Origin of the sequence: Henriciella sp. (assembly GCF_029936995.1) — a bacterium.
Lineage (GTDB): Bacteria > Pseudomonadota > Alphaproteobacteria > Caulobacterales > Hyphomonadaceae > Henriciella.
The window spans coordinates 466,716-482,509 of sequence record NZ_JAPYRE010000004.1 but is presented as its reverse complement, the minus strand read 5'-3'; the positions used below and the strand labels follow the sequence as shown (position 1 = coordinate 482,509).

Annotated in this window: 14 protein-coding genes; 5 read left to right on the top strand and 9 right to left on the bottom strand. The window is 59.1% G+C overall.

Annotated features, from left to right (window positions below; translation table 11 throughout):
• Positions 1–182 precede the first annotated feature (182 nt).
• The 3 genes from Q1K31_RS11885 (at position 183) to Q1K31_RS11875 (ending at position 2,511) form a co-directional block, all read left to right on the top strand.
• Complete coding sequence (locus tag Q1K31_RS11885; protein WP_300379676.1) at positions 183–434, top strand: hypothetical protein; 252 nt, start codon at positions 183–185, stop codon at positions 432–434.
• Positions 434–1,978 carry a recombinase family protein gene (locus tag Q1K31_RS11880; RefSeq protein WP_300379673.1) on the top strand — a complete coding sequence of 515 codons (1,545 nt, stop codon included), beginning with the start codon at positions 434–436 and terminating at the stop codon, positions 1,976–1,978. Before Q1K31_RS11885 ends, Q1K31_RS11880 begins: the two co-directional genes overlap by 1 nt.
• Before the next feature lie 128 nt (positions 1,979–2,106).
• Positions 2,107–2,511 (top strand): hypothetical protein, encoded by a 405-nt coding sequence (locus Q1K31_RS11875; protein WP_300379670.1) that lies wholly within the window; start codon positions 2,107–2,109, stop codon positions 2,509–2,511.
• A 654-nt stretch (positions 2,512–3,165) separates the two neighbouring features.
• Here the strand turns inward: Q1K31_RS11875 and Q1K31_RS11870 are convergent.
• From Q1K31_RS11870 to Q1K31_RS11845, 7 genes are read right to left on the bottom strand one after another with little or no spacing between them, the layout of a single operon-like run.
• Positions 3,166–3,588 (bottom strand): hypothetical protein, encoded by a 423-nt coding sequence (locus tag Q1K31_RS11870; protein WP_300379666.1) that lies wholly within the window; start codon positions 3,586–3,588, stop codon positions 3,166–3,168.
• Positions 3,575–3,871: a hypothetical protein gene (locus Q1K31_RS11865; RefSeq protein WP_300379663.1), complete on the bottom strand. Its 297-nt coding sequence runs from the start codon at positions 3,869–3,871 to the stop codon at positions 3,575–3,577. Before Q1K31_RS11865 ends, Q1K31_RS11870 begins: the two co-directional genes overlap by 14 nt.
• Positions 3,858–4,043 carry a hypothetical protein gene (locus tag Q1K31_RS11860; protein ID WP_300379660.1) on the bottom strand — a complete coding sequence of 62 codons (186 nt, stop codon included), beginning with the start codon at positions 4,041–4,043 and terminating at the stop codon, positions 3,858–3,860. The genes Q1K31_RS11865 and Q1K31_RS11860 overlap by 14 nt, the downstream gene beginning before the upstream one ends.
• 25 nt (positions 4,044–4,068) lie before the next feature.
• The gene (locus Q1K31_RS11855; RefSeq protein WP_300379657.1) at positions 4,069–4,515 is read right to left on the bottom strand and encodes a hypothetical protein; all 447 of its coding nucleotides are present in this window, start codon (positions 4,513–4,515) and stop codon (positions 4,069–4,071) included.
• Positions 4,515–4,778, bottom strand: a complete 264-nt coding sequence (locus tag Q1K31_RS16665; protein ID WP_367187579.1) for a DUF6527 family protein — start codon at positions 4,776–4,778, stop codon at positions 4,515–4,517. Before Q1K31_RS16665 ends, Q1K31_RS11855 begins: the two co-directional genes overlap by 1 nt.
• A gap of 41 nt (positions 4,779–4,819) precedes the next feature.
• Positions 4,820–5,341, bottom strand: a complete 522-nt coding sequence (locus tag Q1K31_RS11850) for a glycoside hydrolase family protein (RefSeq protein ID WP_300379654.1) — start codon at positions 5,339–5,341, stop codon at positions 4,820–4,822.
• Complete coding sequence (locus Q1K31_RS11845; RefSeq protein WP_300379651.1) at positions 5,338–7,758, bottom strand: hypothetical protein; 2,421 nt, start codon at positions 7,756–7,758, stop codon at positions 5,338–5,340. Before Q1K31_RS11845 ends, Q1K31_RS11850 begins: the two co-directional genes overlap by 4 nt.
• Here Q1K31_RS11845 and Q1K31_RS11840 point away from each other — a divergent pair.
• Complete coding sequence (locus Q1K31_RS11840) at positions 7,757–8,017, top strand: hypothetical protein (protein ID WP_300379649.1); 261 nt, start codon at positions 7,757–7,759, stop codon at positions 8,015–8,017. The genes Q1K31_RS11845 and Q1K31_RS11840 overlap by 2 nt on opposite strands.
• On the opposite strand, the gene Q1K31_RS11835 is transcribed toward Q1K31_RS11840, so the two are convergent.
• Complete coding sequence (locus Q1K31_RS11835; RefSeq protein WP_300379646.1) at positions 8,014–13,818, bottom strand: hypothetical protein; 5,805 nt, start codon at positions 13,816–13,818, stop codon at positions 8,014–8,016. The two genes, Q1K31_RS11840 and Q1K31_RS11835, sit on opposite strands and share 4 nt — an antisense overlap.
• 12 nt (positions 13,819–13,830) lie before the next feature.
• Here Q1K31_RS11835 and Q1K31_RS11830 point away from each other — a divergent pair, with 12 nt between their 5' ends.
• Entirely contained in the window at positions 13,831–14,085 is a 255-nt protein-coding gene (locus tag Q1K31_RS11830) for a hypothetical protein (protein WP_300379644.1), read from the top strand.
• Here Q1K31_RS11830 and Q1K31_RS11825 read toward each other — a convergent pair.
• Positions 14,066–15,793, bottom strand: coding sequence for a hypothetical protein (locus Q1K31_RS11825; protein WP_300379641.1), 1,728 nt, complete (start codon positions 15,791–15,793; stop codon positions 14,066–14,068). The two genes, Q1K31_RS11830 and Q1K31_RS11825, sit on opposite strands and share 20 nt — an antisense overlap.
• Position 15,794 lies beyond the last annotated feature (1 nt).

Genomic DNA, 15,794 nt, shown 5'->3' with positions numbered 1-15,794 from the left:
ATTTGAAAAAAATAGTCACGTGAAAGCGTCGCCTATTCTGACAATATTTCAAGGGCTTGCGGAGAGAGACGCCCGCAAACCCTTGCAAATAGACGCATTGCACAACGCGGAACCTTTGACGACCGCATGTTCAGTTGTGGTAAACTATAAGTATAAGTCAATTTATATTTTGAGTTTTGACAATGAGTAGGCATGATCTTGATAAATATATGCCTCTTGTGGACGCCTTCGATATTTCAGACGATCACAAGAGAGAGTTGCTGAAATCCGTATGGCGGATTGCTCAGAACTTTGTTGATCGCGCATACGGCATCGATTCCACTCAGATTTCTGTTGAGAACCGCGATGCCGACTCTGGCAAGAACTACCTGGATTCCGTATACTTAAAGCCATCCCAGGAAAATAATAACAACCTCCAAGGAGGGCCAACATAATGGGTGAGAAAGCGGTCATTTACTGTCGCGTGTCAGACACGAAGCAAAAGCTAGAAGGACACGGTCTCGATAGCCAAGAAGTGCGTTGCATCGATTATGCACAGCGATGTGGTTATGACATCGTTCAAGTTTTCAAAGACGACGCCTCCGGCGGGATCGCCGATCGTCCACGCTTCATTGAAATGCTTGCTTTCCTCGAAGCGCGAAAAGCCGAAGCTCATGTCGTTATCGTAGACGACATTAATCGGATTTCTCGCTCCCTTGAAGTGCATCTGATGTTTCGAGAGAAGCTGAAAGCCATTAGTGCTCGCTTCGAATCCCCAACGCAAAAATTTGGAGATGGCGCCGACGACCGCATGGTCGAAATGATGCTCGTCAACGTGGCTGAGTATCAGCGCCTGAAAAATGCCGAACAGACTAAAAACCGCATGTGGGGTCGCTTGAAGAATGGCTATTGGGTTTTCCAGCCGCCGCGCGGCTACGTGTTCGAGAAGGTTGGCGCACATGGAAAAATGCTCGTGCGCGATGAACCCGTGGCTTCAATCCTGAAGGAAGCGCTAGAAAGCTTTGCCTCTGGCAGACTCCAGACCATGGCAGAGGTGAAGCGGTTCCTCGAAACGTTTCCCGAGTACCCACGTGATACCAAAGCAGGCGAAGTGCGCATCCAACGCATCCGCGACCTGCTCACACGGGTAATCTATGCGGGCTATATTGAACATGAGGCTTGGGGAATCGAGCGCACTCGCGGCCACCATGAGCCTATTATTTCTCTGGAGACCTTCGAAAAAATCCAAGATCGGCTCGATGGCAAAGCGGCCAAAGTACCTGCCAAGCTGAACTTAAACGAACTGCTGCCTCTGCGCGGGTTCGTGAAATGTGGGGATTGCGATCATCCCTACACCGGCAGCCGTGTGAAAGGCCGGTCGAAGTACTACGTCTATTATGAGTGCTTCAATAAGAGCTGCCCGTCCTATCGCAAATCGATCAAGAAGGCAGAGATCGAAAAGGCCTTCGAAGAGCTGCTCACCACGATGCGACCAAGCGATGAGCTATTCCACCTCCTTCACGCGATGCTGAAAGACCTTTGGGACGCACAGGCAGCCCGTGGGCAAGCTTTAGTCGAAACTGCAAAGAAAGAACTGGTAGAAATCGAGCGTGATATCGAAAGGCTCGTTGATCGGACCTTAGAGACGAAGAACAGCACGCTCGCCAAGCGCTACGAGGATCGCATAGGCGATCTTGAAACACGCAAGCTCGTTCTTGCTGAAAAGCAGAGCAAAATCGGTCAGCCGCAGTCCACCTTTGAGCGGACTTTTCGAACCGCGATGCGCTTCCTGTCTAACCCATTGATTCTATGGAGATCGAAGCGCCTTGAGGACAAACGCGCAGTGCTCAAACTCACCTTCTCAGACCAAATAGCATACGACCGAAAAAAAGGTTTTCGAACCGTTGATTTATCCTTGCCGTTCAAGGTTTTAGGGGACTTCTTACGCGACAAAAGTGGAATGGCGCGCCCACGAGGATTCGAACCTCGGACCCGCTGATTAAGAGTCACAGCGTTGACCCTGTTTTCATTCAACCCGTTCCCACGTTTCACCTTTCGTTCACGCCCCGGCCAGACTGGGGATTACGGAGGGAGTGGGAATGAAATGGTAAATAAGGAGACTGGAAAATGATCAGCTTTGAAGAAAGCACCCGACTTATCAGGATGCGGGAGAGGCTTCGCGCCTCCACTTACCACGAGGCGCGGAAGGATGGACACGGCAAGTCTAGCGAGGGCGCTGTTTCTATCTCTTTCAACCTGCCTCCTGTGGTTGGCGACTCGGAGGCGCCTTACTGGGCTGTGGAAGTGTTTTCGTATGTGCTGGGGCCAAGCCGGCTTCATACCTTTCAGGGCGCCACGGCTGGTGAAGCCATCGGCAAGGCGGAAGACGCAGTTGGGAAATGGTGCTTCCTGTCAGAAATGGAAATGTTCGAGCATCGTTACGCGACCGAGGATCAGTGGGATGATCACTATGAAAACCTTCCCAAAGGCGACGAGCCCAGAGCTATTCGTTCAGATGCTCAGCGAGACTAAGCCCGCCTAACCCACCAGAGAGACCAGCTGAAAGGAAGATGAGGATGGGAGAGCCGAGACCATTTTAGTGGTGGCACTAATATGGTGTGACGGATTCTGCTATCTCATCATTTTGTCGGGACCAGCAAGATGGTGTGACGAACATGTGATCACACTTTAAGCCACAGACGAAAAACGACATTAAAGGCAATTCGTACAACACCTTGAAGTTTGTCGCTCACCGGGCGCGAAGGTGCCTCAGTTTTGTAGCTGACAGGGTCTAGAATAGGCAGCTTTTTGTCTGAGGCCGGGATAGCAGACGCGAAGCGCGTGCACCTCCCTGAACCGAACCGTATGTAGCAGTGACGACCGGCAGCAAGCCCGATGCCGAAGCAGAGCGGGAACACTTACACCATACACGAAAAAGCCCCGCAGCCATAGGGCCACGGGGCGAAAATTTGTTGCGGAATCAGTCGGATTCGAGTATAAGCATATCACCAACTGACGATTTGAGCGTTTTGACTCAAGCCTCGGAGGCGATCATGATTTCCGGCAGCTAAATCTGCCATTGAGGCCCGCTTCGGCGGGCTTCGTCTTTGTGCTATCCTCCACCCATGTACATCTCCACGCACCTACGCATAGCCGCACAGGAGATATGGCGGCTGGGGAGGTGGATCACTCGCCGCCTGTCGGCGCTGGTCGCCCCTCAAGAACCCTGACGCGGGCCTTAAGGTCAGCAATACTGGACTCCTGACGCCCATCCCTCGCGGACTGCTCATCTGCGTAGCGCTGATGGTCTTGTGCGGTCCAACGATCGCCCGAAAGGCGGAACTCGTTGAAGTCGTCACCGATCCGCTCTGTTCGCTCTGTGAGCATTGTAAGGGACTCTTCGAGGTTATCCACTTTGCCCGTGAGCACACCATAGGCCACAGCAACGCCAACAAGCACGGCAATGGCCCCGAAATACTTCTGGAAGAAATCGCCCATCTGGCTCGCTGACTGATGTTGTGTTTCTTGCAGGTCATGCTGACGGGAGGCAGCCACGGCCTGCGCCACCGTTGTAGCAATTTCCTGAATGTCCTCTTTAGGCAGGGCCATCTTGTTCCTTTAACGTTTGAGATGGTTGATCGGTCCCCTGCTTGTCTCCCCCGCGCCGCTGAAAGAAGCGGTCCAGAACGTTCCAGCCAGGCTCAAGAACGGGCGCGATCACGTACGTGGTCAGCACCAATCCTGCGAGGAACATGGCCGCGTCGATATAAGCCCGCGCTGTGAGCGTATCCTTGGACCAGCCAAGCGCGGCAGAGGTGATCAGGGTAAAGCTCAGGCTCGCGTAGACAGCGATACGTCGATAGGTCCAGTTGCGGGCATCAGTCGGTTGCATTGTCACACTCCTGATTGATGCGGCAGCGTATGGTCTGCTCAAGGCCAGCGGTGTAGGCTGTCAGCCGCGCTTCATATGCAAGCATCCGGCGAAGGTTCGTTGCGAGGACATTCGCATCCGTTCCGTCCTGAAGCGTTGGCGCGAGCGGGCCTTGCAGCGCGCTTTCCGCCACCGGTTCGGGCTCGATCTCAACGTATTCAGTGACCGTGACGGGCGCGGTAGGCGGACAGGTCGTCTCTGTAGCCGTCTGACACGCCGGGAGTAGGCTTGCAGCCAGCAAGGCCATCATTGGCAAGGTCTTCATTGGCAAGTCTCTCTGCTTCTTTTCTGGCTCGTTCAGCGGCCTGATTTGCCGCGGCAATTTCATCGTCGAGCGCCCGGTTGCGTTCGTTGCGGGCGTCGAGCCGAGCCTGCAGGTCAGCGCGCTTGGCGGCTTCCTGCTTGCGGATGGCGTCTATCTGTGCGTCTCGTGCGCGCTGGGCGGCTTCACGGGCCTTGCGGCAGTCTGAGGCGGCTGTCTCGAAACCGCGCGTATAGGCGGCTGATTTTGCCTTGGAGAGCCATACATTGAAGACGATGACGCAGGCGAGAACTGCCCCGGCCCCGGCGAGCAATTGCCAGTAGCGGGCGATGAGGGTGATCATCAGTCCCACCTCCCCGTCCATGCAGGCAGCCTCACCATTTGTCCGGCCAGATCATGAGTGCAATCACCGAGAAACTGAATGCTGCCTTCGCGTACAAAGCTGTGACATCTTTTGTGGATTGACCCGTCGCGTTTACGCCAAGTAACATTCACGCTCGGGCTTAAGGTGGGGCGCTCGTGGTCGCCGTTAAACGTCCAGCGCGGCCCCTTTCCCCGCCCGATCTGAACCCTATGCGGCTGACCGCATCCGGGACACTCAAACATGAGACTTTGAGGGTCTTTCTTTAGGGGCGAAATGCAAACAGTCATACCGAGCCCGTCCGCATCATCTTCGACAGCCGCTCGGCCCGTGCACCAACCTGTCTCGACCAGTGCGAATCCAGCATTTCATAGGCTGCATCCTGCCAGCGCTCCGCCTTCACAGCCGCAAGCATCTTCTCGAACTTGAGGAGCCCCCCAACGCCCAGATTGAAGGCCATGTTGAGAATGACCCGCTGGCGTACATCGTCGAGCGTGCGCCACCAGGGGAGCTTTGCGTCGAGCTCTGCCTCGAAGCGGTCCAAGTCGCGGTTCAGGAGAAAGAACGCCTCATCCTCCGTGATGCGACCGCCTCGGCTTTTGTCGATGAGCCGGCCAATACCGATCGTAAGCAGCCCCTCCGAGTCGCGATAGGCATGCGGGACAAAGCCCTCGTCCCGTCGCAGCTCTTTCTTCATGGCCGTGCGGTTGTAGCTCATACGGACAGGCTCTCTTTCGGGCTGGGCACGCTCATGGCGCGCAGAAAAAAGCCCTCGGATGAGGGCGGACGGCAGGCTTGCGATGTTCATGCAGGGCTTATTGATATGCGCGACACTGACGTGCCTGGACTAAAGTCTGCTGTCCCGCCGGTCAGAATATACTCAAACCTATAGTCCTTGTCCTTGACCATGTGGATTGGCGGAGCGCTTACAGGAAATGCCAGTCCAGCCGATGCTGGGGCGTTGAGATCAACAAGTTGCATGACCTCAGCGCCGTCCGTGACATTGTAGACGCGCAGTCTGAACTCGACTCCAGACGCGGATGGCACCCAGCGAAGAATGCCATCAATCTTGTAGAAGCCGGTCTTGTTCGGTGTAAATGTCCTGCCCGTATCATCCCATTCGGCATTCCGATCGGTCGTCTGTGCCAGCGCAAATGTTGTCCATGCCGCCCCGCCAGTGCCAGATGGACTGTATGTGCTGCCAAAGCCTAGCTCGACAGGACTGTTCGTGAAGATTGGGTTGCTTTCCGGTTTGATTTCTTCCACGACGCCGCCAGTACCGCTGACATTGTGCGGTTTTGTCAGGAAATTGCAGCCGCTGTAGCGATAGTTGGCGCTGGCATTGCGGGTAAAGCTGGTCGCGTAAGTAGTGGCCTCACTGATTTCGCGGACACGATCAAAGACGATATCGCCAACGTAACTGCCCGAGCATGAGATCGAGGACGACACAGAAGATCCGAGCACTTCCGCTGTTGCTGGATCAAGCTGCAAGTCGGTAAACTGCGCTTGTATGCGTTGCGCGCCCGGCGTCCCAAGAGAGCCGACACTGATCTGCCCATAACGCCCGCCGTGGAAATGAATCTTGTTGGGCTGAATAAGATTCCCCGGATCGGAGCCCGACACAGTGATGCGCGCTCTGCGGGCCTTACAATTTGAAATTTCGACCTGCTGGGAGTCATCGACCCAGATATCATCATCGCACTCACAGTTGGAGATTCGCCCCTCTGTTTCGGCGTAATCTTCGATCTGAATACCGCTTTCTGCGCCTGTCGAACCGGCAACGATGCCGTGCTGGCGGCACTCGTCAATAATGTAATTTGCGCAATCAGCTAGCCCGATCATGGCCGTGCCCTGCCCGCCATACGTGGTCAGTCCGCGCATCTTAACACCATCTGCGTACTTGGCGAGGAACGCACCAGCATTATCGCCATCCCAAGCGATAGCCTCACAGTCGATCATGGCAAGGTCGCCAATGCGTTCCGGCGATGTACTGGAGTTGATCGCGTAAAAAACATTAGTGAACTTGGTGCCTTCGAACCAGAAACGCTCCTGATCCGCATCGGCGCAATCGACCCGCAGGCCGGTCACGCGCTTTTCCGCTTCGATCTCTGAGACCTCGCAACGAAAATTACCCTTGGTGGCGGTAATGATGCTGTCGCCTGCCGAAACGGCATCGGCGCCCCCAAGCAGGAGCTTGCCCGGACCGCAAAGGAAAATACCGGAAGAGACCAACTCGACTGCTGACGGAACGCGCCAGACACCCTTCGGTATATAGATGTCACCCGCCCGCCGGCCCATAACCGTCAAGGCCCGAGCGTTAACCTCCGCAGCAGCCAGAGAGACGCCCGCGCCCTCAATCCCGCCATAATCTTCGATGGATCTACGCTTATTGAAATAGATGGTCTTTTGCCACGCGCCGGATGCGCCGGACTTGTCACTTGCCCGAGCAATCCACTCGCCCCCATCGCCCTCACCTGCCGTTACCTCGTCGGCAGAGACCTTGCTCGACATGTCGCCTTCATGAAAGATGACCACACCGCCGCCACGTCCAGTCTCGGTGCGTCCGGTCATTACAGCGGTTTTCTTGTCGGTATTCGCAAAATCCTGAAGGTCGCTCAGATAATCGACTTTCGCCACCTGCCCATCGAGAAGGTCGGAAATTTCACCATTCTCGATTGCTTCAGCAACATCCTCGATCTCATCCAGATACGGCAGGATTGAAGCGATGCCTGTAGTGACCAGCTTTTTCCACTTGCCCGTCGCCGTATCGAGATACGGCATACCATCCTCAAACTTGTCCCGACTGATAGAGGGTAGTGCCGTCTCGCCCGGACGCATCACCAGCGCGCGATCCAGCCGCTTCTTGTTCTGCTGCGTCAGCGCGACCGCCCGGTCAAACGCCTTATTGACCACCTCCGGGTAGAACCCGCCAGCATTACTGACCGCAACAGATTGCGTGTAAGGAACGCTGGACTCGACATAGAGGGTAACGCCGCTGGCCGGGGCTGTCCCGAACGTGACCGTGCCGCCGGGGCTGTCGTCCTGATCTGCGTTCAGGGTGACAGTATAATCCACGTCTTCGGTCAGCGTCGTGTCGGTGTCGCCGTCTCGCGTAAAAACGGTGACATCGCCGGCCGCAAAGACGCGATAGTCGAAGGTGAACGCCGTTGTTGCGCCATTGCCGGTGAAAGGCCCGGCAAGGCGCTTGTCAGTCTCGATTGTCATGGCTGGTTACCCGTTAAGTGGTCTGGACTTGCTGAAAGCCGGTTGCGCGGGCATGCTTGGCGGCATGACCAAGCACCCGTTGAAATTTCTCGCTGTCATGCTGTTTGTGTTTGTCGCCACCATTCAGGGCGGCGCAGACTATTCGGAGATGATGCAAGAGCGCCCCGCCGAGCTGGTGGGCGGGATTGTTGCAATCTTCCTTATGAGCTGGATGCTCTTTGCCCTTGGTCGCCTGATTGTGCGCGCCGTTCGCGCCTAGTTGTCGTTGTCAGGCCCGGCGACAAGCGCCTCGTAGATTGTCGGATCGTCGTCTTCTTCGTAGGTCTTGAGCGCCTTCTGCGCCTGCACGGTGCCCGGAACGCCGAAGCCAAAGCCCAGCGCCTCGAAGGTTGCTTCTGCGAGCCTGCGGCCGTTCTCTCCGTCGACCGCGCCATCATCCACAATGGCCATGCCCGCATCACCAGCGCGCGTGACCTTGGTGCCGAATTGCTGGATGGCCGGGCCGGAGTCGTACTTGTTGAAGAACGCCGACATGCCCGGCACCATACCGAGAATATTGCGACGGAACAGCTTCATCACGTTCTCGTAATAAGGGTCTTCCTCGTCCCCGATGCCGTCGCGGATCAGGGACTCAACCATGGACGCGGCGATGTTCAGCAGGATCATGTGCTTGATGACCGGGAACGCCTTTTTCATCCCGGCTTCCTGCGCCACGTCATTGCGGACAACGCCGTAATACCGCGAGACATAGCCCCACATGAACGAGAAGACGCGCACCAGCTCATTGGATGAGCCCTGTATCACCGCCTGGTCCATCACCCGGCCCGAGCCCTGTGTCGTGTTCACCGCCTTGTCCGCCTCGGCCACCGCCTGGCTTTCGGTCAGCCCGTCTTCCAGCGATTGCGAATAGACGCCGTGCCACAACGGGCCGGAGACTGAGTATTTCTCGACCGTCTGCATCAGCCAATAGCCGGAGCCCTGCACCTTGCTCCACGCCCCCTCACGCACTTTCTGTTGCACGCGATCACTGGCCTCGCGATTGAGCGTACGGGACCGCTCGCGCATGAAGGCGGACTTCTCGTGCATCATGTCGATCGACTTCGGCAGGTTGCCGTAGAAGTCCATCAGGCCGCGCGCTGCAACCTTGCCACCATAGCGTGGCAGGACTGTCTGCGCATACGAAACCGGCGCAAGGGCTGCGGTCGTCACATTGTGCCCGAGGATGGCCACGGCAGCATTGACGCGGAAGGTCCGCAGAATGGTGTTGATCGCATTGTTCAGCGCGTCGTCGCGGCCCATGCCACCGGTTGCAGTCCGGCGCAGGATAGACTTAACCGCGTCGATGTAGGCGCGCCCGTGGGTTTCCTCCAGAACCTGTCCGACCTGCTCGCTGGAAATCGCCCGCCAAGCCCGGTCAATCGGCTCGCTCAGCTCGATCAGGGCAGAGGTGTCGCTGAAATGCTTGAGCAGCACGTCGAGGCGAAGGTCGAGCGGGCGTGATACATTGGTCAGGCGCTCTTCCGTCATGCCCGAGTTTGTCTGCGCCTTGGCTGCGGTTCCAGCAGAGAACGCCTTGAACAGATCCTCCGTGTTTTGCTCTTTCAGGTCACGGTTGACCGGCGACTTCGGATCATAGGCCAGCGGGTAGTAGCCGCCGCGATACGTGCCGTAGCGCGACACCACCGGCTGCGCTTCGACCCAGCGGGGCGCAACACCGTGCTTGCGCTTGTGCACTTCGCCAAGGTCGCCGCGCTGCGTGTCAATCAAATCCCAGATTTCCTGCGCGGCGTCGAAATGGCGCTGCTCAAGGCGCTGTTCGACAATCTGCATGACCTGGTCGGCATCCAGCGGGATGGACGGGTCTGACGTGATCCGGTCACGGTTACTTTGCGAGCCCATGTTGAGCAGGAGCGCCATAAGCCCCTGCGTCTCGATGCCGTTGCGGTCGATCTGCGGGACATGCAGTTTCTTGCGCAGCTCTTTCTGCGTAATGCCGTGCCGGTCAAGAATGGCGACCAGCTCTTCCTCGAGCCCGTACTGGCGGTCCTCGCGCTTGCCCTGCGCCTCGGCAATGTCGTTATAGAGAACATCTGCCACCTTGCCGCGCTTGGCGCCCTGGAAGCTCTCAGCCACGAATGGCAAGGCAAGAATGAAGCTGTCGATCTCGCGCGTGAAGTCCCTGAAACGGTCGCCCATGGTCGGGTTGCGCGTGTAGGTGTTGCGCGGCTTGTCACCCCATGCCGTGTTGATCGTTTCGGCAAGCTCGCCATGATACTTCGCGCGCTCGGCATCACGCTCGGCCGACATTTCCCGGCCCGTGCGATAGATGCTTTTCACGCTGTCGCGGAACTCGCGCAATTCCTCCAGCGACATATCCTTGCGCAGCGGGAGCGGCTGGTCGGCCACAACACGCGCCGGCAGGTAGACGGCAAGGTTCTCGTTCAGCTTCGCATCCGAGAAGCGGCGCAGCGCGTCCAGGCGCTCGAACTGGTTTTCGTCGCCCGGCAGGCTGATCAGCTGGCGGATAGGCTCGATGAAGTCGGGCCTGATCTTGTTGCCGTCCAGCTTCCGGTGCGGGGCGAAGCGGGCGAGATACCGGTTGATCTTGGTAACTTCCTCGCGGGACTTGTAGGCGCGGCGGGCCAGCTCATGCTGGAGCATGGCCTGATGCGTCATGCGCAGGGCGTCATCCCATTGCTCGCGGGCTGCCGCCTGAACGGACTTGCGGTGCAGGGAGCGCGCCTTGATGGCATAGCGCCCCGGCTGGATGACCTTCGACAGTGGCGAGGTTTCAATAATCTGGTCGGCACGCTGGCGGATGGCTTGCAGCGGGATCGGATCACGCGCAGCCTTTGCCGCCAGTGCGTCCCGCTCGGCTTCCATGCGGCGGATGGCCGGGTCATTGAACACCGCCTCAACGGCTTCAGCGTAGGCTTCCTCGTTGTTGCGCAGGCTGCCATACATCTGGCGCATCTCGGCATCGACGGCAGCGCCAACCGCCTGCTCGAACTCCGGCGCGGCCAGAAGGTCTGACAGCATCTCGTCGGCGCTGCTATATCCCGCATCTGCGGCCACCAGCTCGGCATTCGTGCCGTCCTCGCTGACAAGCTCGCCAAGCGCCTCAACGGCCTCATCACCGCGCAGCTCGCGCACGGTCTCTGCGTCGATGGCCTCACCGGCGCGGACACGGTATACGGGCTGTTCTGCCAGACGCTCGCGGGTTGCCTGCTCGACGCGCGCGCGGTCCTCCTGGTACTGCTTCTTGTCACGGCGATTGATCTCGGCCAGATGCTTGCGGAACATGCGGTCACGCGCCACCTGCCCCGCCTCGTCGGCATAGCGGCGATACTTCTCGATCTGCTCCGGCGTCATGATATCCGCCATCTGCGCAGAATAGCGGGCATCATATTCGCGCTCGGCCTGCGAAATATCCTCGTCGGACGACAGCATGCGATCGAAGAACTCACGGGCGCGCGGGTCGAGACTGATCTGCTTGCCCCGCAGGAAGCGATACACATCAAGGAACCACTGGCGGAACTGGCGGAATGTCTGCTTGAGCCGGCTGTCTGAAACCTGTCCCGTGGCGGCAAAACCCTCGAAGCCTTCCAGCCCGGCAAACTTCTCGTGCTGGTCACGGGTGAGCTTTTCACCTTTCTTCCAGCCCAGCCATTCGCGCACTGGCTCCATGCGCTCGGCTATCTCGGTATTCCCGTCTTCAAGCGCGGCGTAAATCTCAAGGAAGATGTGCGCGCTCTCGTGCAGGAAGGTGGTCTTGTCCGCCGCTTTGGAGAGCCTGACAATTACATCGCTGTCCTGAAGCACCTGTGCGCCCGGAAGATCAGTCAGAACGCCGGGGATCTGGACCGTGGCGCGGGGCTTCTTGGTGTTGCCGCCTTCGGCTTGCGTCAGAACCTCGCTGTCATCCGGCGTCTGCTGTGCCTCAAACGCCTCCATCTCGGCGCGGAACTGCTCGCCCTGCCCTGCCGGGTAGACGCGCTCACCGCCAAGGTCGCGGGCCAGTGCCTCGACAAGCGACTCGTCGCTCTCGATCTCGAACCCGGCCTCGCGGGCACGGGCTGCAATCTCGTCAACCGCCTCGCCACGCTGGTTGTTGATAAGCCCCGGCGGGAGATTGCCCACACGCTGCTGCATTTCGCCGCGCAGGTAGCCACTGCCGTCCTCGCCAAATACTTCACGGATGCCACCCATCGAGCGCACGAAGGCGTTCAGCGTCTGCGGTTCTTGTGGTTTGCGCATCCGGCGACCCTGCGGCCCCTGCACGTTGAGGCGCAACTGGTCCCAAATTTGCCCCTCGTCCAGCCCGGCCTCTGCCAGCCTGCGGAAGAACGCGCCATAAACCGCGCCAAGCGACTCGGCTTCCTGCGGGGATCGGCCCGCCTGTATCAGCTGGTCCTGTATCGCGTTCTGCGCACGCTCGAAGCCTTCAAGCGCCTGCACATCTTCAACCGTATCATCCAGCTCCTGCCGCCACCCGTCCGGCATCGCCCCGCTTTCCTCGATCTCGCGAGCCTGCCTTGGTGTCATGGCATCCGGGGACGTGCGGGAAATATCGACCAGCCCGTCATAAAGCTCGCGGTTTTCCAGCGTTGTCAGCTTCGAAACCTTCAGCTCGATATCCGTGCCGTCAAAAGCCTGCGCCAGCTGGTTATCGCTCAGCCCCAGCGCGCGGGCGACTTCTTCGGAATTGGAGGGGTCCGACTGGTAAAGCTCGACAAAAGCCTCGCTATCGACATAGACGCTCTCGCCATCGGACGCCTGCTCGATGAAGGCTTCCATGTCCTGGCGGCGGCGATTGGTGACGGGAGCCTCTTCCACGTCTTCACGGATGCTGTTCAGCCGCTCGGCGCTTTCCTGCGCCTGCGACACACGCGCCCGGCCCGGAATGATGGTCTCGACCAGTGCCTGGAATATCGCGGCGGATGCCCCCGCAACGCCCGCTTCTTCCGCTAGCCCCTCGAACAGCTCGGCATCCTCATCGAAGCCCAGCTGCGTGACCAAGTTCTGCCCCAGCGCCTCGATGCTTTCCTGCGAGGCTTCTTCTAGGCCCTGCCCGGCAATCCGCGCCACGGCTGCACGCGCCGCCCGGCTGCGCACCTCTTTCGGCAGGATGCGAAGAATAGAGCCAAGACGCAGCATTTCCGTGCCGCCGGTAATCGCCGCACCTGCTGCAAGCGGTCCGGGGTTCTGCGACGGGTCCATGCCCTGCGCCCGCATCCGGTCAGCCTGCACATCCGCACCCATGCCGGCAAAGAGCCCGCCAGCCAGTCGCGCACTACCAGCGCCGCCCGTAAGCACAGCTGCCGCGATCTGGCCCAGCCCTTCGGCAATGCGGTCCTCGATGCCCATATTCTCAGGACGCCACGCTTCCGCCGCGGCCTCACCCAGCCCGCCATAATTGCGGATGGCATCAGCGACATTCGCCTTGCGGGCAATCTTGCCGATCTCGGGGTTTCGCTCGTAGAAATCCTCTTCAGCCCGCCCGATGGCTTTCACGCCGGGGATCGCGCCGATGCCATACTCCCAGTTGAACTGCACGGCGGCATCCAGCAGGTCGCCCGCGCCGGAAATCCCGCGCCCGAACATGGCCGGGACACCAGAAGCCGCCGATCGCCCGAAATCCCCCACCTGTGTCGCAGCGGTACCGAGAAGATTGCCCTTGCGCCGCGCCTTGGTCTCGACACGGGATAGCTGCTCAAGGCTGTCAGAGGCCACCGCAGCGCGCGCCGGGTCACTCAGGAACGATGCCATGCCCGGAAACGATGACAGCATGTCCATGCGCTTCTGCGTGTCAGCGCTGCGTTGCATGGTGTCGCGGTTCTTCTGCGCAAACAGGAAGTCGGTCCCGTAACGTTCGGACAAGTCCACCACCTTACCGGCTTCATCCGGCTTGGTGTCGCGCGTGACGTGAAATGCGCCCTCTGCCTCTCGCGCCACACGCGAGCGCTCATGCGCGATGATCTCGTCCGGTGACGAGAACTGCGCACGCTGCGGCTTTGACTGCCGGCGCTTTTCCTGCTCTATTATCTGCTCAGGCGTCATAAAGGCTCGCTAATGAAATGGATCGGCCGCGCGGTTGAGCGCACACTGTTAAATGAGCCACTTGCTCACTTTGCCGGGATCATGGGGATATTCATGATTATCGGCATACTGTGGAACGGGCTTGGGTCGATCAGCTGGGCAACGGTCGCGGGCGCAGTCCTGCTCATCACGATCATCTACACAGCCGGGTTCTTGTTCATCGTCGGCTCAATGGCGCTTGATGGCTTGCGCGATGCCGTGGACCGTATCAATTGGTCCCGCCGATAGATCGGATCATGGCGATAAGCGCCTCGTCTGAAGGGTTGGCAATGCCTTCCTCGCGGAACATGGTCATGGCGCGGTAGTAAGCCCCGCTCATATCCTGCTCGCTTGCTGCACCCCCGCCGAAAGCCTCAAGTACAACTGGCGCATGGCGTTGCGGGATGGTTTCAAACTCCATGCCCTCGAACACGCGCACCGTTCGGTCATTGAACGGAACCCAGCCCGGCCGCTTGACCTTGACTTCTGCCACCAGCTCACCGGCCTTCTGTTCATACCATTGCTCGTCCGGTTCCTCGCCGGTCTGCTCGAAATGTCGGCGGCCCGCGTGCGAGACTGCCGTGACGACATCATCCTTGTTATTCTTGATCGCGCTGTCACTGAGCCCTGCCGCACGCATCGAATCCTCGATGATCTGGAGGTTGGAGCGCGGATCATCGAACTCGGTCGTGTCGTTCTGCTTGCTGGCCTTGTCGTAGAGTGAGCGCCAGTCAGTCGGGCGAAACTTCGTCTGGTTCTCCATCAGGAACTCTTGCGCGCCCCGCATGTCGCCCTGCCCAATCAGGCTGTAGGCTTGCGCATAAGCCGTATTGTCCGTCTCGCGGTCCTTGCCACTCGCGCGACGTCGAATGTCTGAGAGAATGGCGTCCTTGTGCTTGGCATCGAGCCGGCGGAACGCAGGCAGGCCATACACCCGGCCCGGCGCGCTCATCGCGGTCTCGTAAGCGGTGTTGTAATCTTCTGCGTACTGGTCACCCGCCTGATCCTCGTAAAGCCCAATGCGCATTTCAACCTCGGCCATCAGCGCCTTCAGGTCTTCCGGGTCATCGCCGACAACCTCACGGGCATAGGCATATATATCGGCCTTCGGCGCATTTCGCCCGAACTGCGACGGGTCGAACTGGCTGAACACCTGATCGGCCAGTGAAAGCGTCTTGCGGGCGCTAACCGCCTCGTCAACAGCCTTGCCAAGCGCAGATGCCTGACTGCCGGAGAGATAGCCCCGCGCGCTCTCAAGATAGGCCGCAGCCTGCTCTGCCTCGCCCTGCTCGATCAGGCTCTCGATATTCCCGGCGGCAAACTCCCCAATCGCATCCTGCGTCAGCTGGTCCAGCCGATCACCGGAATAGCCCTCGTCTGAAAACTTCTCGCGCAGCGTCTCGTCTGCCGATGCAAGGCTTTCATCGCGGCGCGACGGGTCGCTAAGGCTGGTCTCCATCGACGCAATGACGACCGCGTCACGCTGCTGGTTGATATAGAACTCCGCCTGTTCGGCCTCGTAGGCGGATGCGCGGGCCTGAAAGCGGGCAAACTGTTCGGCTGACGCAGACTCGAAGGCGTATTGCGCATCTTCGTTCTTCATGTCGCGAAGGATTTCGGAGCGGCGCTTCTCAAGGCGCTGCTCGATCTCGCGCATGACGGGCCGCTCGCCATCGACAAGCTCGGCCCCCTTCAGCTTGGAATACTCTTCCTCGGCCTCCTGAAGCGCGCCACGAAACTGAAGCGCCCCCTCGCGGACACGCGCCTTGTTTATGCGGGCCTGCTGATCCTGTACCCGCTGGCCAATGTCGCCACCAATCCCGGCAAGGGCCTGCCCGCTGCGTTGCGCATTGGCCGCAGCCTCATTGCCGCGACCGGGAACAGAAAGCGGGACACGGCCCATCTGTCCACCACCCGGCAGGACTTCGAAATTGCGGCGCTGGGGTACTCTCGCCATG